We start from the raw sequence: 21,463 nt of genomic DNA, 5'->3' as shown, positions 1-21,463 counted from the left end.
CGCGGTCAGCCCTCCGCCCCGGCGAGCCGCCCGCAGGCGGGGCCGGCCGGGCCGGACTCGCCCGCGAGCACGCCGTCGCGCATGGAGAACGCCCGGTCCGCCGCGGCCGCGACCCGCGGGTCGTGCGTCACGATGACCAGCGTCTGCCCGGCGTCGCGCAGTTCCGCGAACAGCCGCAGCACGTCCGCGGTGGCGGCGCTGTCCAGGTTCCCGGTCGGCTCGTCGGCCAGGACGGCCAGCGGCTCGTTGCTCAGCGCCCGGGCGACCGCGACCCGCTGCCGCTGGCCGCCCGACAACGCCGAGGGCAGGTGCCGCGCCCGGCCGGCCAGGCCGAGCCGGTCCAGCAGGTCCAGCGCGCGCCGCCGGGCGGAGCGGGGCGAGCGCCCGGCCAGCAGCGCCGGCAGCTCGACGTTCTCCACGGCGGTGAGCTCCTCCAGCAGGTGGAAGGACTGGAAGACGTAGGCGACCTCGGTCCGCCGCACCCGCGCCAGGGCCTTCTCGCCCAGGTCGTCGATGCGGCGGCCGTTCAGGCGGACCTCGCCGCCCGAGGGCCGGTCCAGCCCGCCGAGCAGGTGCAGCAGCGTGGACTTCCCGCAGCCGCTCGGCCCCGTGATCGCCACCGTCTCCCCCGCGCCGACGTCGAGGTCGACCCCGTCGACGGCGCGCACCAGTCCCTCCCCCGTGCCGTACTCCTTCCGCTGCCCGCGGGCGCTCAGGACGGGCGGGGGCGCGGCAAGACTCACGATCCGCTCCTTCGATCGGTCCGGTTCCTTCGATCGGTCCGGTTCCTTCCCGGGGATTCCGGGCCGGGACGGCCCGGCCCCCGCGCGGGCGCCGAGGGCGGCGGCGCGAGCGCGGAGCCGGCCGCGGGCAGGACGCGGCCGGCCATCACGGCGGCCGCGCACAGGGTTCTGGTCATGGCCGCCAGCGTGGCCGCACCGGGGTTGCGCGGCCGTGAACGAGCCCGTTAACGCCGCCGCAACCCCGGTTCCGATAGGAACGTCGGATGCGGATTCTGGTGGCCGAGGACGAACGCGATCTGGCCGATCTCGTGGCGGTGGGACTGCGCCGCCACGCCATGGCCGTCGACGTGGTGTACGACGGGGCCGCCGCGGTGGAGCGGCTGGCGGTGCACGACTACGACGTTCTCGTGCTGGACCGGGACCTGCCCGAGATCCACGGCGACCGGGTGTGCGCCGAGGTGGTGGCGCGCGGGAGCCGTACCCGGATCCTCATGCTGACGGCGGCGGCCTCGGTGCCCGAGCGCGTGGCCGGCCTCGGGATGGGGGCCGACGACTACCTGCCCAAGCCGTTCGACTACGCCGAGCTGGTCGCCCGGGTGCAGGCGCTGGGGCGGCGCAGCCAGGCGCGGGTGCCGCCGGTCCTCACGCGCCACGGGATCGTGCTCGACCGGCACCGGATGCAGGCCTCGCGGGACGGGCGGCACCTGCACCTGTCGCTCAAGGAGTTCGCCGTCCTGGAGGTGCTGATGAGGGCGGACGGCGCGGTCGTCAGCGCCGAACGGCTGCTCGAAGAGGCGTGGGACGAGAACGCCGACCCCTTCACCACCGTGGTGCGGGTCCTGATCAGCCGCCTGCGCGCCAAACTGGGAGACCCGCCGTGCATCCAGACCGTCCCCGGCGCGGGATACCTGCTGTGACGACGTTCCGCGTACGGCTCACGCTGATCTACTCCGGGCTGTTCCTGCTGACCTCGACCGTGCTGCTGGTCACGGTCAACCTCCTGTTGCGCCAGGCGCTGAAGACGCGGATCGCCGCGCCGCCCGGCGGCGCGGCCGCGGGCCGGCCGCCACGGCCGCCGCAGGCCGAGCCGCCCGAGCTGCCCGAGCTGCCCGAGCTGGTCAACGGGGTGATCGGCTACCAGTGGCAGGTCACGGCGTTCCTGGTGGGGATCTTGACGCTGGTCTCGCTGGTCGTCGGATGGCTGGTCGCCGGGCGGATCCTGCGGCCCGTCCACCGGATCACCGCCACCGCGCAGCGGCTGTCCCTGTCGACCCTGCACGAACGGATCGCGCTCGCCGGCCCCAAGGACGAGCTGCGGGAGCTGGCCGACACCTTCGACGCGATGCTCGACCGGCTCGAACGCTCCGTCGAGGGCCAGCGGCGCTTCATCGCCAACGCCTCCCACGAGCTGCGGACCCCGCTGGCCGTCCAGCGGGCCGCGATCGAGATCGGGCTCCCCGAGGACGTCGGCCAGATCCGCGGCACCCTCCTGCTCCACAACCGCCGCGCCGAGAACCTCATCGACGCCCTGCTGGTCCTGGCCCAGGCCGACCACGGCCTGGACACCCGGAGCCCGGTCGCCCTGGACCAGGTGGTGCGGCGCGCCCTGGCCGAGACCGGCGCCGATCGCGTCCGCGTGCGCGGGCGGGCCGAGCCGTTCACCGTCGATGGGGACCCCGTCCTGCTGCACCGGCTCGTCGCCAACCTCCTCGACAACGCCGTCCGCTACAACCACCCCGGCGGGACCGTCGAGGTCACCCTCGCCGGCGGGGTCCTGACGGTCCGCAACACCGGCCCCCACGTGCCCCCCCCGAACGCCTCGGCGACCTCTTCGAGCCCTTCCGGCGCCTGCACACCACCCGCGGGCAGGGCGCCGGGCTCGGCCTGTCGATCGTGGCGGCGATCGCCAGGGCCCACGGGGCCGCCGTGCGCGCCCACCCCAACCCCGGAGGCGGCCTGGAACTCCGCGTGACCTTCCCCGCGCCCGCCGCGCCGCCCCCCGCCTGACGGTGACCACCCGTCCGGCGCCGCGTGACGCCGTACGGCGGGCGGCGGGCGGCGGCGCGTGACGCCGTACGGCCGGGCGGGCCCCGGGGCGGTCAGGGGGCGGTCAGGGGATGGGGGGCAGGAGGGCGGGGCCGGCGGCGTCGCGCAGCCGGCGCAGGAACGTCAGGACGCCGGTCAGGCCCTGGGCCCAGGAGGTGCCTCCCTCCCCGGGCAGGCCGTTGACGAAGTCGGGGTGGTCGGGGGTGCCGCCGCTGCGCAGCAGGAGATGGGTGACGACCTCGCGGGCGCCGTCGAGGTACCGCTGATCGCCGGTGTCCAGGGCCAGGTCGAGCAGGAGATGCCCCACGCCGACGGCGCCGCAGCAGGGGCCGACGACGACGAGCCGGGGCACCCAGTCCAGGCACACCTGCGCGCAGCGGGCGGCCAGTTCCGCGCAGCGGGCGTCGCCGAGGACGCGGCCGGCGCGGTGCAGGACCTGCCCGGCGCCGGTCTGCCCCTGGCACCAGGAAGCGGCCAGCGGCGTGGCGGCCGGCGCGGCGGCCCTGGCCAGCAGCGGCTCGGTCCGGCCGATCAGCTCGCGGACCTTGGCCTCGGTGAAGCGGGCCGCGTCCGCGTCCCCGGTGCGGACGGTGTAGTCCAGCAGGAAGCCGACGACGCCGGCCAGGCCGTGCGCGTACCCCGCGGCGGTGTCGAACCCGGCCGTGTCCGGGTAGCGCTCGCTGGAGTACGGCGAGCGCAGCCCTCCGGCCTGGATCAGCTCCAGGCAGCGGCCGGCCACGCGCAGATGCTCCTCGCCCAGGCCGCGGGCGTGGAAGTACAGGTGCCCCAGCCCCACCCCGGCGGCGCCGATCACGACGTCCGGGCCCTCCGGCTCCCAGCCGGGGCCGGGGATCCGCGGCTCCGCGCGCAGCCCGGCGACGTGGAGGGCGAGGTCGACGCCGGTGCGGCCGGCGTACAGCCCGTGGGGCAGGGCGGTGCGCTCGGCCGTGGCCCGGGCGTGCTCCAGCAGCGCGGGCAGCAGCCCGGCGACCGCCGCGTCGTCGCGGTGCCGGAGCAGTTCGAGGGCGGCACCGGCCGACCCGCTGTAGAGGCTGGCGTCGTGCTCGGCGGGTGAGTCGGTGCGTCCCTCGATCACGCTGGTCGTCTGGGCGACCAGATCACCAAGGACGCCGGCGGTGAGCGCGGCGACCAGGTCCTCGTCCACCGGCGGGAGCGCGGCCAGCGGCGCGGTGGCCGGGTGCCGGTGGGCCTGGCCGCGCGCCAGGGCGCCGGCGGCGGCTCGCGCGCGGCCGGCGTCGCCGCTGAGCAGGTCGGCGATCGCGCCCATCACGCCGCCGGGGGCCGGGCCGTGGGCGCGGCGGATCTGCTGCAGGGCGCGCCGCCGCGGCAGGTCGTGGTCGTCGTCGGACTCGACGGGCTGCTGGAAGCTGGCCGCGTACCACAGGGTCATGCCCAGGCCGTGCAGGTCGTCGTGGTCCAGCGGTTCCAGGCCGGCGCGCTGGCGGGCGGGCATGTAGCCGAAGGTGCCACCCTTCATGTGGATCCCGTCGCCGGAGGCGAACCCGAAGTCGATGATGTACGGCCGGTCGCCGTCCACGACGATGTTCTTCGGGGACAGGTCGTACATGACGATGCCGCGGCGGTGCAGGTCGAGCAGGATGACCGCCAGGGACCGGCCGAGCTCCTCCAGGGTGCGCCCGCGGGCGGGCAGGCCGGCGGCGGCGGCCTCGGCGGAGGTCAGGTAGCGGCCGTTCTCCAGGAGGTCCTCTTCCAGGTTGCGCCGGCCGACGTCGGTGATGACCAGGAACTCGTCCTCGCCGTGACGGAAGTGGTCCAAGAAGCGCGGCACGCCCTCCAGGTCGCCCAGCCGGGACAGGACGCGGCGCTCGTTGCGGAGCCGGAACCGGGTGTCCAGGCCGTGGTCGTCCTCCAGGACGAAGGCCCGGGCCTGCTTGACGATGACGATCGAGCCGTCCCGCTCGTCCACGGCGCGGAAGATGTTGCCGCGGGCCGATTCGTGGACGCCTTCCACCAGGCGGTAACGGCCGCCGAGGACGGCGTGCTCGACCGACTCGGCGTTCTCGCCCGTGAAGGGGTCGGTGGCCCACGGCGGCTGCCGGTAGGTCAGCGTCGCCTCGCCGTCGAAGGTCTGGCCGCCGGGACCCCGCAGCCGGGTGGCGACCTGGCCTCGCGCGTCGGCGTTCCAGGAGCCGACGAACGGGCCGTACCGGTAGTAGACGGGGGCGTCGTCGCTGACGCGCCGGTCGCTCAGCACCCGGGGCGCCTTGCGGCCGCGCAGGAGATCGGCCAGCCGCAGGCCGATCTCGCGGACGCGGTCCTGGGGCGGGTAGACGGTGCAGGCCTTGCCGACCGCGGCGGGAGTGCGCAGCCCGTCGTTCAGGGCCTCCAGCAGGACCCGCGTGCGGGCGAGCTTGAAGGGGCAGCCCAGGTCCAGCAGGACGGGGACGATGAGCTCGGCGAACTCGGCGAACTCGGGGGCACGGGAGGAGATGTGGAACTTCCATCCGTGCTCGGGCAGATCGAACGCCGGGACGTCCACCATCAACCACAGCGAGTTGGTGCGGATGACGTGCGGCCGTCCCTCGGCGAGCTTGCGCACCGTCCGTTCGATCTGCCCTTGTGCGTCGTGCGCGTCAGTCATCGAGGACCTGTCGGCGACGGGCGACGGGCGGCGGGTCCGCTCACACCCGCGTCGATCGGCCGCAGACGCTCGACCCGCCCGAGCAGGTGCACGTGGGGACGCAACCGGTCCGCAGGTGCAGCCCGGCGTAGCGGTTGTCGAAGGCGATCGTGGGCTCCAGCGTCGCGGCGCCGGCGACCCGCGGCTCCAGCGTCAGCAGTTCGGACATGGCGTTCCTCTCCTGTGCTCCGCAAGCGGCAGGGACCTGCCACCGCCATGGTCAGCCACCCGCGCGACCCAGTCTTGGACAAAACCGAAATACTCCACGTGCTGTCGAATCCGCCTATCAGCCTGGGAGAACCACGACGGCCGCCGCCCCATCAGCGCCGTGCAGTCGCGGATCAGGTGCGCCTGGTCGTAGAACCCGCACTCGGTGGCCACCTGCGCGCCCGGCCGGCCGCCCACCAGCAGCCGCAGCGCCCGCTGCAGGCGCAGCAGCCGCCCGGACGCCTTGGGCGACATCCCCACCCGCTCCCGGAAACGCAGCTCCAGCGACCGCTCGCTCACCCCGGTCCGCGCCACCAGGTCGCCCACCGAGATCCGCCCGGCCTCGCGCGCGAGCAGCCACCAGGCGCAGGCCACCGGGTCCGGCTCGCGCGGCCCCATCCGCTTCCGCAGGAACCGGTCGGCCAGCGCGAACGCCTCCGGCCAGGACGACGCCCCGCGCAGCGCCCGCACCAGCCGCGCGCCGAAGTCGCCGCCCACCTCGCGCAGCTCCACCGCGGCGTTGACGACCTCGTTCATCGGCAGCCGCAGGATCGCGTGGGCGGCCCACGGCGTCATGTGGATCCCCAGGCCGCGCATCGGCCCGTCCACGCCGATCCGCAGGGGCCGGTTCCGCAGCCCGAAGAAGGGCGCCTCGAACGGGACCGCGCCGTCCCCGACGTACACCGGGCCGCCGTCGAGCCCGATCACCACCTGGGCCAGGCCGCAGGGGTAGAGGGCGTGGCCGCGCGATCCGTTCCGGGGAGCCGAGGAATAGCCGATCTTGTACCAGTGCGCGTCGGACACCTGGTGAGCCGCGCCCTCGCCCAGCGGTGGCCACGGGGACTCCAGGGGGATGCCGGACCCGGGGTCGCTCACGCGAGCATGATCGTTCTTGTGCGGATGATCTGTCCAGGTCCCCCCGCCCGATCGGCCCAGGCCCACCCGCCCGGTCCGCCGGGGTCGCGGCGGTCGCGGCGAGCCCGGCGGTCGCGGCTTCGCCGATGAGGGGCGATCACTTCAAACCCACGGGTGTCTCCCCGCACACTCGGCATATGCCGGACGAACCGCTCGAACTCAGCGAGATCTCCATCTCCGACTGGTACGCCCACGCCGACACCATGGCCCAGGTCGGCTTCCTGACGATGGCCCGCCGGCTCCCCTCCCTGGTCGGCCAGGCGCTGCGCATCGCCTGGTCGGCCAGCCGCCGCGACACCCTGGCCATGGTCGGCCTCAACCTGCTCGGCGGGTTCTTCACCGCGTTCGGCCTGCTGGCCACCACCGGCGTCCTGACGGCCCTGTTCAGCCAGGGCCCCACCCCCGACCGCGTGATGGCCGCCCTGCCCAGCCTCGCCCTGGTCGCCGCCGCCGCCGCGCTGCGCGCCCTGGTCCTGGCCGGCGCCGGCTGGGCCCAGGCCCGCCTGACCCCCCAGATCTCCCGCGTCACCGAGCAGCGGCTGTACGGCCTGACCAGCCGGGTCGACCTGGCCGCCTACGACGACCCGGACTTCCACGACGCGCTGGAACGGGCGAACAACCGCGGCGCCGTCGTGGCCGACGCCGTCGTCAGCGAGGCCATCGACGTGCTCACCGCGGCCGTGGGCATCCTGGCCACGGCCGGCGTCCTGGGCGTGCTGCACCCGGTCCTGCTGCCGCTGCTGCTCCTGGCCGTCCTGCCCGGCGCCTGGGCCGCCGTCCGCGGCGCCCGCATGCGCTACACCACCGAGCGCAGCCTCATCCCCGCGCGCCGCCGCAAGTGGATCGTCGCCGACCTGCTCTCGGAACGGGCCGCGGCCGCCGAGGTCCGCGCGTTCACCATGCGCGCCTTCCTGCTGCGGGTGTACGACTCCGTCGCGCGGGCCGAGCAGGACGTCATGCTCGGCCTGGCCCGGCGCGAGACCGCCACCAAGCTCTGGGGCCAGGCGCTCGGCGGCCTGGGCACCGGCCTGGTCTACCTCGCCCTGGGGCTCCTGCTCGCGGCCGGCGCCATCCCGCTGGCGGTGGCCGGCACCGCCGTCCTGGCCATCAGGACCGGGCAGCAGTCCCTGACCAACCTCCTGTTCGCCACCAACCGCCTCTACGAGCAGGGCCTGTACTTCACCGACTTCCTCGGCTTCTGCGAGGACGCCGAACGCCGGCTGCCCGACCTGGCCGCCCCCGACGCCCCCGCGGGCTTCGAGCGCATCGTCGCCCAGGACGTGGTCTTCACCTACCCCGGCGCCGCCACCCCCGCGCTGCGCGGGGTGTCCGTGGAGATCAAGCGGGGCGAGGTCATCGCCCTGGTCGGCGAGAACGGCTCGGGCAAGACCACCCTGGCCAAGATCCTCGCCGGCCTGTACACCCCCGGCGGCGGCGTGGTCCGCTGGGACGACACCGACCTGGCGCACGTCAACCCCGAGCACCTGCGCACCCGCACCGCCGTCATCGCCCAGGACCACACCCGCTGGCCCCTGACCGCCCGCTCCAACATCACCATGGGCACCGAACGCGGCGAACCCGCCCTGCTCGCCGCGGCCGCCGTCGCCGGCGCCGACGAGGTCGTCGCCCGCCTGCCCCTGGGCTACCGCACCCTGCTCGACCGCCGCTTCAAGGACGGGCACGAACTGTCCGGCGGCCAATGGCAGCGCATCGCCGTGGCCCGCGGCTTCCACCGCGAGTGCGACCTGCTGATCTGCGACGAGCCCACCGCCGCCCTGGACGCGCGCGCCGAGCACGCCCTCTTCGAGCGCGTCCGCGCCCACGCCGAGGGCCGCACCGTCATCCTCATCACCCACCGCCTGGCCAGCGTCCGCTACGCCGACCGCATCTACGTCCTGGACCACGGCCGCGTCGTCGAGCACGGCACCCACGAGGCCCTCATGCGCAACGACGGCCTGTACGCCGACCTCTACACCCTCCAGGCCAGCGCCTACCGATGACCCCGGTGCACGCCGGGGGCCGACGTCCCCTCCCGCACGGCGCGCGGGAGGGGACCGCGCGTGCGCCGTACGGCTCACGCCGGGGCGGACCCCGGGCGGCCCCTCCCCCGCCGCGCGGCGGGCCGGATGCCGGATGGGGCGTACGGGTGGCCCCCGGGGAGCGGATTTGACATGCTCGGGATCATGTCGGACCCGATATCGCTGGCGGTGCTGGGCGGGGCGGCGCTGACCGAGGGCATCCGGTTCCTGTACGACCAGGCGGGGGCCGCCCTGGAACGACGGCGGGAACGCCGCAGGACACCCGACATCGTCTCGGAGCCGGACGAGCTCCCCGAACCCGACGAGGCGCGGGTGGCCGCGCTGGAGGCGCAGATCCGGGCCCTGCGCGGCGACCTCGAAGGACGCGCCGCGGCCGGCGACGACGCCGACCTGCGGCGCCGGGCCGACGCGCTGCGGGTCGTGCTGGAGGCGGTCTACGGCACGCGCCTGGTGTTCGCCGGGGAGGACCGCGCCGAGGTGGTCAGCGCCGTGGACGTGGAGGAGGTCCGCGGATACGTCGCGGCGATCCGCGGGGAACCGGGGACGACCGGGCGGCTGGAGGCCCGCATGCGCGTGGGACGCGTGGACGCCGGCGGCGAGGCCGTCGGCGTGGACCTGCGCCGCCCCGGCCACCCGCCCCCGCCGGGCCGCCCGAATGAGCCGAGCTGAACTGAGCTGAACTGAACTGAGATGAGCTGAGCTGAGATGAGCCGCGACGGGCGGAGACGGGCTTTGCCGGGCTGAGATGGGCTGAGATGGGCTGAGATGGATCCGGAAGGGCGCTTCGATGAGCTGGTGCGCGAGCGCACCGGTCCCGACTTCGTCGAGCGCGAGTGGCTCTACGAGGCCGTCGAACGCGCCGGCGCGCAGTACGTCCTGGTCACCGGCGAGCCCGGCGCGGGCAAGACGAGCCTGATGGCCGGCCTCGCCCGCAGGCGCCCCGGCTGGCTCCGCTACTTCGTCCGGCGCGACAGCCTCTCCCGGCCCGAGGAGACCGGGCTGACCGCGTTCCTGCTCACGATCGGCCACCAGCTCGCCCGCCGGCGGCCCGAACTGTTCGAGCCCGCCCGCCTGGAACTGCTGGTACGGCAGCGCATCGGCCCCGTGGAGCCCGGGGGCCGCGTCGTCGGCGTCCAGGTGGAGCACCTGTCGATCTCCCCCTTCCACGCCACCGCCGTGCTCCGCGTCGAGCAGGACGTCGGCGCGAACGCCGGCACGGTGATCGGCGTGGCCGCGCGGTCGATGAGCGTCGACCCCCGGGTGGAGCGGCCGGAGATCCTGGCCCACCTCGGCCTGATCGACCCGGCCCTGCTGCTCCTGGAGGACGACCCGGGCGAGCGGATCGTGCTGCTCGTCGACGGCGTGGACGAACTGGCCCGTTCACCCGGCGGCGGGGAACTGCTCGACTGGCTCACCGCCGGTCCCGACCTGCCGTCCAACGTCCGCGTGATCCTGACCTCCCGCGAGCACGAGGCGCTGGAACGGCTGCGCCTGGGCCGCCCGGGCCGCGTCGCCGAGATCCGCATCGACCCGGCCGCCCGCCAGGTCGCCGACGACCTGGCGGCCTACGCCCGGCGCACCCTGATGACGCCCCGGATCCTCGGCCTGGCACGCGACCACGGGCACGAGCCCGGCGACCTCGTGCGCGGCCTCGTCCGCCGCGCGGCCGGGAACTTCCAGTACCTGGCGGCCTGGCGGCGCGGCCTGGGCGACGCGCTCGACCGGGGCGACGCGGCCACCGCCGGCCGGCTGCTGCGCTTTGCCGACCTGCCCGCCGGCCTGGACGCGCTGTACGGGGTGTTCATGACCTCGGTGCGGGCGGACCTGGAGCGCATGGGCCGGCTCGCGCCGGGCGGCCCGGGCTCCCCCGGCCCGCGGGCCTGGCACGACGTCGGCCGCCCCCTCCTGGGCGTGCTGACCGTCGCCCGCGAGCCGCTCCCGGCCGGGCGGCTCATCGCGCTGGCCGGCGTGACCACCTCGCGCGAGGCCGCCGGCGACGTGCTGCGCCGCCTGCGCTGGCTGCTGGACGCGCGGGACGGGCGGGTGTCGCTGTTCCACGGCTCGCTCGCCGAGTACCTGGCGCGCGGCGACCCGGCGGACCCGGCAGGGCCCTCGTGGGCGGTCGACGTGCCGCACTGGCACGGCCGCATCGCGCGCCACTACCGCGGCACCGCCGCGACCTGGGACCAGGTGGACTGGGCGGCCGTCGACCGGTACGGCCTGGCCCACCTGGCCTGGCACGTGATCGGCAGCGGCGACGGCGACCCGGTCGAACTGGTCTGCCCGGGGCTGCGGCAGGCGATCCGGGCCGCCTTCGGCACCGACCGGCACCTGCTGCGCGTCGCCGAGGCCGCCGTCGCCCACGTCATCGACCGCCGCCCCGGCGCCGCGGCGCTGCCCGACCTGCTGTTCCTGGGGGTGGTGCGGCGGCGGCTGCTGCGGTCGGCGCTCACCCTGGCCCCGCAGGTCCTGGCGCTGATGACCCGCCTGGGCCGGGAAGCGCAGGCGCTGGAGCTGCTGCGCGCCCTGCCCCCCTCCGAGCAGCGGTTCGAAGGGCTGCGGGCCGCGCTGCCGTACCTGCCGGAGGGGCAGGCCGGCGAGAAGATCCTTGAGCTGCTCGTGGAGACCGCGCTCGTCACCGGGAAGCCGGCGCACTACTACACCGCCGCCCGGCTGCTCGCCCCCCGCGACCTGGACCGGGCCGTGCGCCTGTGGGAGCGCGGGCGGGCACGCGACCGGGACCACCGCGCCCCCCGCGCGCCGTGCGCGGTCTACCGTGCGGCCGCCGAGGCCGCGGACCCGGCCCGGGCGCTCGCGCACATCGCCCGGATGGAGTCGGGGCGCTGCGCCGCCTACCTGGACCTGGCCGGGCGCCTCCCGCCGGGCCAGGTGCCGGATCCGCTCACGCGGGCCGAGCACTGCCTGCCGTCGGCGCCGCCGGCCGAGCGGGTCGGGGCACGGGGCCGGCTGGCGGCCCTGTGGCGGGCGCACGACCCGGAGCGGGCGCGCGGCCACGCGCACGCGGCGCTGGCCGAGGCCCGCGACCGCCTCGCCGGCGCGCCCGGCGACCCCGGGGCCGGGGACCGCGTCGTCGAGGAACTGGCGGCCGGCATGGCCGAGGCCGCGGACGCCCTGGCCCCGCACTTCCGCGAGCAGGCCCGCGCCCTGACCGGCCTGCTGGAGGGCCTGCGCGTCAGCGGGCTGTGGGACGACGCCCAGATCCGCGCCGTCGCGCTCCTGCTGGACTGGGGCGAGCACGACCGCGCCCACGCCCTGATCGCGCGGATCCTGGCCTGGAACGACACCCTCTGGACCACCTCCAAGATCGCCAAGGTGCTGGCCGGGCACGACCCCGGCCTGGCCCGCCGCCTGATGGAGCGGGCCTCGGCCCGCTCCGGCGCGCCCTCCCCGCTCGACGGGCTGATCGGGCGGCTCTTCGGCGACGGCGACCGGCGCACCATGGCCCTCCACCTGGCGGCCGGCGAACCCGACCGCGCCGAGCGGGAGGCCCGCCGGATCCGCGCCCTCACCTGGTCGCCCGCCACCCACGACCGCTACTCCACCCTGGCCGAGATCGCCCACATCCAGCTCGACCTGGGCCGAGAGGACCGGGCCCGGGCGCTGCTGGAGGAGGCCCTGCGCCACGCCGAGACTCCCCCGCCCCTGGCCGACGAGGAGGGCAGCCCGCCGTTCCGCCCCGCCGAACCCGGCCGCCCCGCCGTCCGGGCCGACCGGCGCGACCAGCTCATGGACCTGGGATACGTGTTCAACGTCGACCAGGGATGGCAGGCCCGCCGCCGCACCCGCCTGTTCACCGACCCCGCCGACGTGGTCCGCGCCGTCCTGCCCGGGCCCGCCTCCCTCGGTCACCCGTACGGCCTGGCCCGCACCCTGCGGATCCTGGCCGAGGCGATCGCCCCGGCCGACCATGACCAGGCGCTGGCCACCGTGCGCGCGCTGACCGACCAGGGCGAGGCGGCGATCGGGTACGCCGCGCTCGTGGCCGACGCCGGCCGCCGCGGCGACCGGGCCCGCGAGGACGAACGCCGGCGGGACCTGGAGGAGGCCGTCGCCCGGATCGTCCCCTACACCTGGATCGGCGACTCCCAGGACGACCGCGCCCTGGCGTACCTGCGGCCGGACCACCGGGCCCGCTTCGAGACGGCGACGCGGATCATGCCCTGGGACGCCGACGCCGGCCTGCGCCTCATCCAGCGGACCGGCGCGCCGTACCTGATGTACGCCTACCGGTTCTCGTTCGGCTGCTGGGCCTCGGCGGCGCACACCACCGACGTCTGCCAGGGGCGCCCGGCGCACCCGGCGTTCGCGGCGATGCACGCGATGATCCTGCGCCGCCCGCCGGAGCAGGCCGGGCACGACCCGCTGATCCTGGCCGTCGCCATGGCCCGCGCGGCCAACAACGAGCGCCTGATCCGCGCCTTCGCCCCGGGCGCGGCGGCACCCGGCCCCCCGGCGCCGGGTTCCGCGGCCCCGGGCTCCGGGACGGCGGGTTTCAGGACGCCGGGTTTCAGGACGGCCGGTTCCGGGACGGCCGGTTCCGGGGCTGCGGGGGACGTGCCGATGGAGGACGTCCCGGACGAGGTGTGCGCCGCGCTGGCGTCCCTGGTGCCGCCCGGCGCGGGGGCGGCGCTCGGCCCGGGCTTCCCCGGCCGGGTCCGCGCCCTGCTGGACGGCCCCCGCCTGCCGGCCGCCGCCGCGCTGTGCGCCTACGCCGCCGCCGTCCTGCCCGCCGGCGACCCCGCGCTGCGCGACCTGTGCCGCCAGGTGCTCGACGCCGCCCGCCAGGCGCCGGGCACCGCCGCGATCGCCGTACGGCTGAGCCTGGCCGCCTCGCCCCCGCTGGCCGACCTGGTGGACGTCCCGGCGCTGGCCGGGGAGATCCTCGCGCTGCCCGAGGGCCTGGGGGACGAGTACGGCGAGCTGCGCAGGGCGCTGTTCCCGATCCTGCTGGAGCGGGATCCGCCCGCCGCGCTGCGGCTGCTGTCCGGCGCCTTCGACGAGAGCTGGGCGATGGCCATGGCCATGCTGGAGAGCGTCCCCGCCGCGACGGCCCGCGCCCTGGGCCCGGGCGCGGCCACCACCTTGCGCGAGGCCGTCGCGCGCGGACTGCGCTGCACCCAGCCCCCGGGCTCCCCACCCCCCGCCGAGACCGACGGCGTCCGCCTCCCGCCCCCGTGACCCCGCCCGGCCGCCACCGCCCCGCGCCGCCGCGGCCGCGCGGGACGAGACCGCCGGCACCGGCCGCTCAGGGGCGTGGGGTCAGACCGTGGAAGATCAGATCGAGCAGGGCGGCCGCCTGCCCCGCCGCGTCCGGCTCCGTCTCGGTGGCCAGCGCGATGGCGTTCACCAGCTTGAACATCTGCTCAACCGATACACCCGCCCGGACGTCGCCCGCTTCCTGCGCCCGCGCCAGCAGCGCCCGTGCCGCCCCGAACACCGCCGCGCGGCACGACGAGCCGTCCTGACCGAGCGCCGCCAGCAGCGATGCGGCCAGCCCGCGCTCCGTGCTGCCCTGCGCGATCACCGCGCCCAGCCACTCCTTCAGCGCCGCGCCCGGCGACGGCGCGGACATCAGGTCTTCGGCCTGGCGGCACAGAGCGTCGATGTGGTCGCGGAAGACCGCCTCCAGCAGCGCCTGCCGGGTGGGGAAGTGCCGGTAGAGCGTGGCGTTGCCGACGCCCGCCCGCTGTGCGATCTCGTCCAGCGGCGCATCGGCCCCCAGCTCGGCGAAGGCGTCCCGAGCACAGGCCACCAGTCGGTCGTGGTTGCGCCGGGCGTCGGCCCGCATGTCGCCTCCAGGAATTGCGTAAACGGGGACTGTCCCCGTATCGTACCCGACATAACCGGGGAGAGTCCCCGTTTAGAGGGGGTGGTCGCGCCGCGCCTTGCCCGGCGGCTCGCCCACGCCCTGGCCCGGCGGCCGTGGCAGCGCCGCCCGGTCGACGACCTGGGCTTCGGCCGTGCCCCTCACCCGCGCATTTCCTGACCGCGTTCTCGACACCCGCCACCGGGAGGAAACATGATGACCATTCTCGTGACCGGCGCCACCGGCACCCAGGGCAGCGCCACGGCCCGCGGTCTGCTGGCCGCCGGGCATCGGGTCCGCGCCCTCGTCCGCGACCCCGCCGGCCCCGCCGCCCGGGCGCTCGCCGCCGCCGGGGCCGAGCCGGTCCGCGGCGACATGGGCGACCGCGCCTCGCTCGACGCGGCCACCCGCGGCGTCGACGGCGTCTTCAGCGTCCAGCCGACCCTCGGTTACCCCGGCGTGCCGCCCGGCTTCACCCTCGACGACGAGCTCCGCTACGGCCGCAACGTCGCCGACGCCGCCGCGGCGGCCGGCGTCCGCAGCTTCGTGTACGCCTCCGTCGGCGCGGCCGACGCCCCGCACGGCATCACGCGCTGGCAGACCAAGCACACGTTGGAGCGGTACGCCCGCGACCTGGGCCTGCCGCTGACCGCGCTGCGGCCGGTCCGGTTCATGGAGAACCAGGTCCATCCGCAGATGGGCGTGCGCGACGGCGTCCTGGCCGACGTTTTCCTGCCGCACGTGCCGGTCCAGCTCATCGCGGCGGCCGACATCGGCGCGTTCGCCACGCTGGCCTTCACCCGCCCGTCCGAGTACGCCGGCCGGACGATAGAGCTGGCCGGAGACGAGCTGACCATGCCGCAGATCGCCCGGGCCATGGAACGGGCGCTGGGACGACCCATCACCTACCGGCACATCCCGCGCGAGGAACTGCTCGGCCGCGACGCCGACGCCGTGGCCGGCTACGACTTCGCCAACCACGGCGGCGGCTGGCACGCCGACATCGCCGTGCTGCGCAAGGAGCACCCGGCCCTGATGGACTTCGCCACCTGGCTCGACCGCGAGGGCGCCGCCGCCTTCACCACCGCCCGCGCCTGACCGGCCCAGACGCACGACCGCGCGGAAGACCGATCACACCGCGATGGATTCCGCAAGATCACGACGATCGTGAGTCCCCGCCCGGGCGCCGCAGTCGCGCCCGTCCGGGGCTCATGACACGTTTCTCGGCGGCACGCCTCACAGGGCCGGCAGGGTGAGGAGCGCGCCGATCAGGGCGCTCAGCAGCAGGGTCCCGCCCATGATCGGGCCGGCCGCCCGGCTGGTGGTCGTGGCGCCGCCGCGAAGGCGCGGAACCACGGCCACGAGCGCGATCGCCTGGACGACGCCGACCACGGCGACCCCGGCGTCGCCCAGCAGCAGCGCCAGCGGCCAGAAGTGCGCGGCCACCACCAGCGCCACCCACCACGCCATCCACCGGCCGGCCCCGCGCCGCGCCAGTGCCAGGCACCCGCCCCCGGCGGCGACCACCTCGGCCGCGACCAGGGCGCCGAACCAGCCGTAGTCGCCCTCCAGCGCGCTGGGCCGGTCCCAGTTCATCGCGGTCAGCACCCCGAAGCCCACCGCCACCACGACGCCGAGCACCGATCCGGCCCCGAGCCAGACCCGCCGGCGCGGGGGCGGATCCTCCTGCGCCCACCCGAACCACACGAACGCCATCAGCCCGAACCACGCCGTCGTGAAGCACTGGTCCCGCAGGAACTCCGTCAACATCGGCCCTCATCCCTCACCGGGAGCCCCGGCGGCACCCCGGCGGCGCCGTACCGATCACACCTCCTGCAACCTACGGCACATACGCCCCGTTCAGGGAGATGGATCCGAAGAGGCCCCGGACCGCTGGAGCCACGGCGAGCCGCCACGCGGCCCGGCGAAGAGGGTCCCTCCCCAACGCGGGCGAGCCGGAGGCGGGGCGGTCCAGGCCGCTTCGGGTCCAGCGCGGCGGGCCGGTCACACCTCGGGTTCCCGGGGCAGCGCGCGGGCGGCGCGGGCGATGGCCTGGCGCAGGTCGTCCAGGTCGTGCCCGGGGCCGAGGATCATGCGGCGGAGCTGGGGCATGGCCAGGCTCCAGCCGATCATCCCCATGACCAGGAACAGCCGGTCCCGCTCGGCGTCGTCGCCGCCGCCGGCGGCGCGGAGCTTGTCCTGATAGTGCTGGGTGCGGGCTTCCTCCGCCGGGACGGGCAGGTCGCCGAGCTCCAGGGCTTCCCACAGCAGCAGCCGAAGCGCCTCGGGGTGGGCGCGGTGGTAGTCGAACAGCCGCTCGGCGTAGGCGGGCAGGTCCTCCTCGCGGGGCGGAACGGCCCGGGCCAGTTCGGCCATCAGATGTTCCAGCACGGCGGCGAACAGGGCGTTCTTGTCGCCGAAGTAGTCATAGATGGCGCGCTTGTTGGCTTTGGCCGCGGCGGCGATGCGGTCCACGCGCGCACCGGCCACGCCGTGCGCGGCGAACTCCGCGGTCGCCGCCGCCAGGATGCGTTCCTTGGTCGCCGTGGAGTCGTAGGCCATGCCCCCAGGGTAACGAACCGGTTCGTTTGACCGCGCCGCACATCGCCGTCTACATTTCGAACCAACCAGTTCGTTCGATGAAGGAGGGCTCGGTGCCCATCACCGGCTCGTTGCGGGCCTCCCCCGCAGGGACCCCGCCTCCCCGGGCGCGCGCCACCGCGACGCGTCCGCTGTTGTTCGTGGTGATGGCGGTGTGCTGCGGCGCCACCGTCGCCAACGTCTACCTGGCCCAGCCGCTGCTGGACCTGTTCGCCCGCGACCTGGGGGTGCCCGCCGCGTCAGCGGGCATCGTGGTGACCTGCGCCCAGTTCGGCTACGCCGCCGGGATCTCACTGCTGGTGCCCCTGGGGGACGTGCGGCGACGCCGCCCGCTGCTGGCGGTGCTGCTGGCCGCGACCGTCGCGGCGCTGCTGCTGGCGGCGGCCGCCCCCGGGCTGTCGGCGCTGGCCGCCACCGCCGCCCTGGTCGGCGCGGTGACGGTGATCCCGCAGGTGCTGGTGCCGCTGGCCGCCGAACTCGCCCCGCCGGCGCGGCGCGCGGCCGTGGTGGCCAACGTCCAGATCGGGGTGATGACCGGCATGATCGGCTCCCGCGTCGTCGGCGGGGTCGTCGGGCAGGCACTGGGCTGGCGCGCGGCCTACCTGCTGGCCGCCGGGCTGACCGCCCTGGCGGGCCTGGCCACGGTGTGCCTGCTGCCGCGCGAGGCCGCCCGCACCGGCCGGATCGGCTACGGGCGGCTGCTGGCCTCGCTGCCGGGACTACTGCGCGACCACCCAGCGCTGCGCCAGTCCTGTCTGCTGCACGGCGCGCTGTTCGGGGCCTTCAACGCCACCTGGACCACCCTGGTCCTGGCCCTGACCCACGCCCCCTACCACTTCAGCAGCGCCCAGGCCGGGCTGTTCGGGCTGCTCGGGCTGGCCGGGGCGGCGGCAGCCCCCGGGGCGGGCCGCGTCATCGACCGCCACGGCCCCTCGCCGATCATGGCCGCCGCCGCCGTGCTGATGCTGGGATCGGCCGGCGCCTACGCCCTGGGCCGTACCTGGCTCCCTGTGATGATCGCCGCGATCGTGCTGGTGAACGTCGCGGTGCAGTGGAGTCAGACCGCCAACCAGGCCCGCGTGCTCACCCACCTGCCCCAGGCCCGCAGCCGTGCCAACACCGTCTACATGGTCGCCGTCTTCCTCAGCGGCGCGGTGTGCGCCGCCCTGGCCGCCGCCTGCTACGGCGCCTACGGCTGGCCCGGGGTGTGCGCGCTCCAGGCGCTGCTGGCCGGGGCCGCGCTGCTGGTCCTGCCCGCCATCCGCCGCCACGACCGGCGCCACCGGCCCCAACCGGCCTGACCCCGCTCACCCTCCTCTCACAACCAGGCAAAGAACAGGAGTCCTCATGACCTTCCCCGCGATGCCCGCCTCGGTGACGCGGTTCTTCACCGCCTCCCAGTCCGGCGACATCGACGCCTGGGCCGGCGCCTTCGCCGCCGACGGCGTCTTCCACGATCCGGTCGGCCGGCCGCCTCTCGTCGGCCGCGCCGCCATCCGCGCCTTCATCGCCTCGGTCGTGCCCGGCTTCCACCCCTTCCTGGGCCTGACCCCGTACGAGGCGCACACCGTCGGCGACCAGGTGGCCGTCGCCTGGCGCGGCGCGGCGATCAGCACGACCGGCAAGCCGGTCAACTGGTCGGGGATCAACACCTACGAACTCGACGGCACCGGACTGATCAGGGAAGCCAGGGCCTACTTCAACAGCGCCGTCTTCCAGGCCCAGCTCACCCCTTGACCACACACCACCACCCCGGCGGCGCGGGCCGGGACCCCTTTCGGGTCCCGCCCCGCGCCAGGCCCGTCCCCGCCGGCTCCACGGGGCAGGCCGGTGGGACCCGCGTCTCAGCCGCCTGACCGGCGCGGACCCCGGCGAGCTCCCGCCGCCACGACGAGCCGCCGCCCGGCCGGAGCCGCGGGCGCGCGCGCCGTACGTCACGGACCTGGGTGTGACGCGGGAGCACCCGGGACGGCGGCTCGCCGTGGCCCCAGGAGTCCGGCGCCGGATACGGGCGGTCAGGTCATCACGCGCCAGGTCTGCTCCTCCACCAGGTCGCGGCTCCGCCAGCCCTCGGGGGTGCGGAGCAGGCGGTGGTGGTACCAGCCGCCGCCGTGGATCACACCGCCCGGGCCCCGGGTCTCCCGCGAGGGGGCGAGGGTGTCCCGGAAGGCCGCGACGACCCTGGCCTCGTCGCCGGTGACCTCGACCATCGTCTGGCCGATCAGGTGCTGGCGGCCCGGCCACGCCGGCAGGACCTTCGCGAGCCAGGCCACCACCTCCTCGCGCCCGCCCCGCGGACCGCCCGAGGAGGTGTAGTCGATCGTGGCGTCCGGCGTGAAGACCTCGCGCAGCAGGTCCCACCGCCCGGTGTCCACGGCGTAGGCGTACCGCGCCAGCAACTCCCCGATCTCGGCCCGGTCCTGTGCTTCACCCATGCCCGACAGCCAAGCAAACGCTTGCCCCAGACGCCAGCCCCGGCGGCGGAACCGCCCCCGGCGAGCGCGAAGGCACGGAACTCCCCCATCGCTCCGTCCCGGGCGGCGCCTCGGCGGTCGAGCCGTCGCCCGCCCTCGTCATCGCGCCCAGGACGGGCAGAACGCCACGTGCAATTGTTCCCAGTCGCGGGAGCCAGGAGCCGCCCAGTCGTAGATGGCCCGGCACGTGTGATAGTTGCATCCGACCCGTTGGTAGAAGCCCGTCGCGGCGGCGGGCGGCCCGTCCTTCGTGACGGCGAATATCGCCTTCGCCCCTTCCCGGAAGCCCGCGGTCCCGCCCGTCAGCAGCAGCGTCTCGGCGTGGACGTGCTTGCGGAGGACGAACCCGCGCGCCTCCTTCGGGTCGCCGGGAACGACGCGGCCGGCGTCGAGGCCGGGAAGGTCGCGCTCGGGCACACTGGCGGTGCGCAGCTCGCGAGCGGCGTTCCCCGCGTTGAGATGCTCCCGGATCCGCTTCCAGCGGGAAGGGCGCAACTGCATCGCGCGGGGGACCAGCACGAGGTCCAGCGGCCGCTCGCCTTCCGAATCGAAACCAGGTACGGCCGGAGCCGCACGCATCGGCAGGTAGACCAGCGAGCGCGGCGAGCGCGCCGCGAGCAGCCACAGGGTGCCGACGCGCCGGCCGTCCGCCCGGTCCACATACAGCTCGTAATGGCCACGAGCCTGGTAAAGGGCCCCGTTCTTCAACGGCCTGGCAGGCCGGATCACGCGGTACTCCGCGCCCGCCAGCCGCACCCGCTGTACGGCGATCTTCACCCTCAGGCCGTCCCGGGTCAGGGGCGCCCTGGAAGCGGCCATGCCGGCACCTTCCTGTGGTCGATCCGGTCGGTCATCCCGGTGACACGCGGCTCTCGCGCGGCGCCTTGCCGATCCACCCTACCGATCCACCTTGCCACGGCCGGCGCGGCGTCAGGGCCGGCCGAAGGTTCGCCGGTAGGCGCTGGGCGTGGTGCCGAGATGCGCCCGGAAACGCGGCGCAGGTTGACCGCCGAGACGAGCCCGACCCGGGTGGCGATGGCCTCCACCGGCAGGTCCGTCTGCTCCAGCAGGATCCGGGCCGCGTCCAGGCGCTTGCCGAGCAGCCACTGCCCCGGGGTGATGCCGAGCTGTTCGGCGAACCGCCGGGCGAGGGTCCGGCTGGACAGGCCGGCGCGTTCGGCGAGGTCGTCCGGATTTAGGCGCACCCCCGGGAAGGCGGCGGCGAACCGGGCGGCGCTGCGCCAGTGGGTGGTGGCACGGCGGCCGTCGAGCAGTCCGGCCTGGGCCAGGACGAACGCCCCCGTGCAGATCGCGACGGTCCTGGCCCCGCGCCGGTGGGCGGCCCGCAGCGCCTCGACGACGCGACCGGCGCCGGCTACGCGATGTTCGTCGAGGCGGGGCTGCCGGCGCTGCGGGAGGCGGACACCGTGATCGTCCCCGGCCGGCAGCCTCCCGACGAGCCCGTCTCGCCGGAGGCACAGGCCAGCTCGAAGGGCGATTGCGGCGGGGTGAGCAGGGCCACCACGCGGTGAAGCGACATGGCAAGAATGTACCGGGGGGTGTAATTCTTGACTCTCGCCCCGGGGTGTCCGGCCTCGGCCACGGTGGGCTCATGAGCGAGATCATCGATTCGGCGGTGCTGCGTACCGAGGTCCAGGTCGACGGCGAGCCGGCCAGCGTTCTGACGGTGGAGGGGGACGGCCCGGCCGTGCTCCTGCTGCACGGCACCTACTGGAGCCGGGTGTGGCTCCCCGTGATGGACCGTCTGGGCGCGGCGGGGCTGCGGCCCATCGCGGTCGACCTCCCCGGCCTCGGGCGCTCGGGAGAGGAACTCAGCCTGGAGACGGGCGCGGTCCCGGCCCTCGCGGACTGGGTGGCGCGCTTCACCGCCTAGGGCGTGTTTTGTGGATCGGTGGATGTGGATCTGGTGGTCGGGTTGTGATGGTCTG

The 21,463-nt window shown here is 75.6% G+C and carries 18 protein-coding genes and 2 pseudogenes; 10 read left to right on the top strand and 10 right to left on the bottom strand.

Annotated features, from left to right (window positions below; all coding sequences use genetic code 11):
* Positions 1–5: 5 nt before the first annotated feature.
* Positions 6–743: an ABC transporter ATP-binding protein gene (locus D5H75_RS00090; protein ID WP_202637672.1), complete on the bottom strand. Its 738-nt coding sequence runs from the start codon at positions 741–743 to the stop codon at positions 6–8.
* A gap of 263 nt (positions 744–1,006) precedes the next feature.
* On the opposite strand from D5H75_RS00090, the gene D5H75_RS00085 reads away from it, so the two are divergent.
* The 3 genes and pseudogenes from D5H75_RS00085 to D5H75_RS44490 all read left to right on the top strand — a co-directional run bounded on the left by D5H75_RS00085 (position 1,007) and on the right by D5H75_RS44490 (position 2,750).
* On the top strand, positions 1,007–1,660 hold the full coding sequence (locus tag D5H75_RS00085) for a response regulator transcription factor (RefSeq protein ID WP_119924249.1): 654 nt from the start codon (positions 1,007–1,009) through the stop codon (positions 1,658–1,660).
* A pseudogene (locus tag D5H75_RS00080) lies at positions 1,621–2,499 on the top strand (histidine kinase dimerization/phospho-acceptor domain-containing protein); the annotation flags it as partial. The gene D5H75_RS00085 and the pseudogene D5H75_RS00080, both read left to right, overlap by 40 nt.
* Positions 2,500–2,591: 92 nt before the next feature.
* Complete coding sequence (locus tag D5H75_RS44490) at positions 2,592–2,750, top strand: ATP-binding protein (RefSeq protein ID WP_340137748.1); 159 nt, start codon at positions 2,592–2,594, stop codon at positions 2,748–2,750.
* Positions 2,751–2,853: 103 nt separating this feature from the next.
* Here D5H75_RS44490 and D5H75_RS00075 read toward each other — a convergent pair whose 3' ends face one another.
* The 3 genes from D5H75_RS00075 to D5H75_RS00070 are packed head-to-tail and all read right to left on the bottom strand — an operon-like array spanning position 2,854 to position 6,534.
* The gene (locus D5H75_RS00075) at positions 2,854–5,412 is read right to left on the bottom strand and encodes a class III lanthionine synthetase LanKC N-terminal domain-containing protein (protein ID WP_119924248.1); all 2,559 of its coding nucleotides are present in this window, start codon (positions 5,410–5,412) and stop codon (positions 2,854–2,856) included.
* A 40-nt stretch (positions 5,413–5,452) separates the two neighbouring features.
* Positions 5,453–5,620 (bottom strand): hypothetical protein, encoded by a 168-nt coding sequence (locus D5H75_RS41130; RefSeq protein ID WP_202637671.1) that lies wholly within the window; start codon positions 5,618–5,620, stop codon positions 5,453–5,455.
* The gene (locus tag D5H75_RS00070; protein WP_119924247.1) at positions 5,605–6,534 is read right to left on the bottom strand and encodes a helix-turn-helix domain-containing protein; all 930 of its coding nucleotides are present in this window, start codon (positions 6,532–6,534) and stop codon (positions 5,605–5,607) included. The genes D5H75_RS41130 and D5H75_RS00070 overlap by 16 nt, the downstream gene beginning before the upstream one ends.
* Before the next feature lie 176 nt (positions 6,535–6,710).
* Between D5H75_RS00070 and D5H75_RS00065 the strand changes: the two genes are divergently transcribed.
* The 3 genes from D5H75_RS00065 to D5H75_RS00055 all read left to right on the top strand — a co-directional run bounded on the left by D5H75_RS00065 (position 6,711) and on the right by D5H75_RS00055 (position 13,811).
* Positions 6,711–8,573 (top strand): ATP-binding cassette domain-containing protein, encoded by a 1,863-nt coding sequence (locus tag D5H75_RS00065; protein WP_119924246.1) that lies wholly within the window; start codon positions 6,711–6,713, stop codon positions 8,571–8,573.
* 183 nt (positions 8,574–8,756) lie between these two features.
* Positions 8,757–9,281, top strand: coding sequence for a hypothetical protein (locus tag D5H75_RS00060; protein WP_147425021.1), 525 nt, complete (start codon positions 8,757–8,759; stop codon positions 9,279–9,281).
* 96 nt (positions 9,282–9,377) lie between these two features.
* A complete protein-coding gene (locus D5H75_RS00055) occupies positions 9,378–13,811 on the top strand; it encodes a P-loop NTPase family protein (RefSeq protein WP_119924244.1) in 4,434 nt (1,477 codons plus the stop codon).
* Positions 13,812–13,878: 67 nt separating this feature from the next.
* Here D5H75_RS00055 and D5H75_RS00050 read toward each other — a convergent pair whose 3' ends face one another.
* Positions 13,879–14,421 (bottom strand): TetR/AcrR family transcriptional regulator, encoded by a 543-nt coding sequence (locus D5H75_RS00050; RefSeq protein WP_119924243.1) that lies wholly within the window; start codon positions 14,419–14,421, stop codon positions 13,879–13,881.
* Between the two features lie 231 nt (positions 14,422–14,652).
* Here D5H75_RS00050 and D5H75_RS00045 point away from each other — a divergent pair, with 231 nt between their 5' ends.
* Positions 14,653–15,537 carry an NmrA/HSCARG family protein gene (locus tag D5H75_RS00045; protein ID WP_119924242.1) on the top strand — a complete coding sequence of 295 codons (885 nt, stop codon included), beginning with the start codon at positions 14,653–14,655 and terminating at the stop codon, positions 15,535–15,537.
* Positions 15,538–15,675: 138 nt separating this feature from the next.
* Here the strand turns inward: D5H75_RS00045 and D5H75_RS00040 are convergent, their stop codons facing one another.
* Complete coding sequence (locus D5H75_RS00040; RefSeq protein WP_119924241.1) at positions 15,676–16,209, bottom strand: hypothetical protein; 534 nt, start codon at positions 16,207–16,209, stop codon at positions 15,676–15,678.
* 234 nt (positions 16,210–16,443) lie between these two features.
* On the bottom strand, positions 16,444–17,001 hold the full coding sequence (locus tag D5H75_RS00035) for a TetR/AcrR family transcriptional regulator (RefSeq protein WP_119924240.1): 558 nt from the start codon (positions 16,999–17,001) through the stop codon (positions 16,444–16,446).
* A 92-nt stretch (positions 17,002–17,093) separates the two neighbouring features.
* Between D5H75_RS00035 and D5H75_RS00030 the strand changes: the two genes are divergently transcribed.
* The gene (locus tag D5H75_RS00030) at positions 17,094–18,341 is read left to right on the top strand and encodes an MFS transporter (protein WP_202637670.1); all 1,248 of its coding nucleotides are present in this window, start codon (positions 17,094–17,096) and stop codon (positions 18,339–18,341) included.
* Positions 18,342–18,387: 46 nt separating this feature from the next.
* Complete coding sequence (locus D5H75_RS00025; RefSeq protein WP_119924238.1) at positions 18,388–18,777, top strand: nuclear transport factor 2 family protein; 390 nt, start codon at positions 18,388–18,390, stop codon at positions 18,775–18,777.
* A 278-nt stretch (positions 18,778–19,055) separates the two neighbouring features.
* Here D5H75_RS00025 and D5H75_RS00020 read toward each other — a convergent pair whose 3' ends face one another.
* The 3 genes and pseudogenes from D5H75_RS00020 to D5H75_RS00010 all read right to left on the bottom strand — a co-directional run bounded on the left by D5H75_RS00020 (position 19,056) and on the right by D5H75_RS00010 (position 21,054).
* The gene (locus D5H75_RS00020; RefSeq protein WP_119924237.1) at positions 19,056–19,475 is read right to left on the bottom strand and encodes a nuclear transport factor 2 family protein; all 420 of its coding nucleotides are present in this window, start codon (positions 19,473–19,475) and stop codon (positions 19,056–19,058) included.
* A gap of 138 nt (positions 19,476–19,613) precedes the next feature.
* A complete protein-coding gene (locus D5H75_RS00015; protein ID WP_119924236.1) occupies positions 19,614–20,333 on the bottom strand; it encodes a hypothetical protein in 720 nt (239 codons plus the stop codon).
* Positions 20,334–20,444: 111 nt separating this feature from the next.
* A pseudogene (locus D5H75_RS00010) lies at positions 20,445–21,054 on the bottom strand (GlxA family transcriptional regulator).
* A 72-nt stretch (positions 21,055–21,126) separates the two neighbouring features.
* Here D5H75_RS00010 and D5H75_RS00005 point away from each other — a divergent pair.
* Positions 21,127–21,408: an alpha/beta fold hydrolase gene (locus tag D5H75_RS00005; protein ID WP_242453907.1), complete on the top strand. Its 282-nt coding sequence runs from the start codon at positions 21,127–21,129 to the stop codon at positions 21,406–21,408.
* The last annotated feature ends 55 nt before the right edge of the window (positions 21,409–21,463 follow it).

The organism is Bailinhaonella thermotolerans (genome assembly GCF_003594875.1).
Classification (GTDB): Bacteria; Actinomycetota; Actinomycetes; order Streptosporangiales; family Streptosporangiaceae; genus Bailinhaonella; species Bailinhaonella thermotolerans.
This window is presented reverse-complemented; position numbering and strand designations above follow the sequence as displayed.

What these genes read in the sequence shown, in the direction of transcription:
- D5H75_RS00020 (WP_119924237.1), bottom strand. Translation starts at nt 19,475, where the DNA reads ATGGGTGAAGCACAGGACCGGGCCGAGATCGGGGAGTTGCTGGCGCGG.
- D5H75_RS00075 (WP_119924248.1), bottom strand. Translation starts at nt 5,412, where the DNA reads ATGACTGACGCGCACGACGCACAAGGGCAGATCGAACGGACGGTGCGC.
- D5H75_RS00005 (WP_242453907.1), top strand. Translation starts at nt 21,127, where the DNA reads ATGAGCGAGATCATCGATTCGGCGGTGCTGCGTACCGAGGTCCAGGTC.
- D5H75_RS00060 (WP_147425021.1), top strand. Translation starts at nt 8,757, where the DNA reads ATGTCGGACCCGATATCGCTGGCGGTGCTGGGCGGGGCGGCGCTGACC.
- D5H75_RS00015 (WP_119924236.1), bottom strand. Translation starts at nt 20,333, where the DNA reads ATGGCCGCTTCCAGGGCGCCCCTGACCCGGGACGGCCTGAGGGTGAAG.
- D5H75_RS00065 (WP_119924246.1), top strand. Translation starts at nt 6,711, where the DNA reads ATGCCGGACGAACCGCTCGAACTCAGCGAGATCTCCATCTCCGACTGG.
- D5H75_RS00050 (WP_119924243.1), bottom strand. Translation starts at nt 14,421, where the DNA reads ATGCGGGCCGACGCCCGGCGCAACCACGACCGACTGGTGGCCTGTGCT.
- D5H75_RS41130 (WP_202637671.1), bottom strand. Translation starts at nt 5,620, where the DNA reads ATGTCCGAACTGCTGACGCTGGAGCCGCGGGTCGCCGGCGCCGCGACG.
- D5H75_RS00085 (WP_119924249.1), top strand. Translation starts at nt 1,007, where the DNA reads ATGCGGATTCTGGTGGCCGAGGACGAACGCGATCTGGCCGATCTCGTG.
- D5H75_RS00045 (WP_119924242.1), top strand. Translation starts at nt 14,653, where the DNA reads ATGATGACCATTCTCGTGACCGGCGCCACCGGCACCCAGGGCAGCGCC.
- D5H75_RS00055 (WP_119924244.1), top strand. Translation starts at nt 9,378, where the DNA reads ATGGATCCGGAAGGGCGCTTCGATGAGCTGGTGCGCGAGCGCACCGGT.
- D5H75_RS00040 (WP_119924241.1), bottom strand. Translation starts at nt 16,209, where the DNA reads ATGTTGACGGAGTTCCTGCGGGACCAGTGCTTCACGACGGCGTGGTTC.
- D5H75_RS00025 (WP_119924238.1), top strand. Translation starts at nt 18,388, where the DNA reads ATGACCTTCCCCGCGATGCCCGCCTCGGTGACGCGGTTCTTCACCGCC.
- D5H75_RS00035 (WP_119924240.1), bottom strand. Translation starts at nt 17,001, where the DNA reads ATGGCCTACGACTCCACGGCGACCAAGGAACGCATCCTGGCGGCGGCG.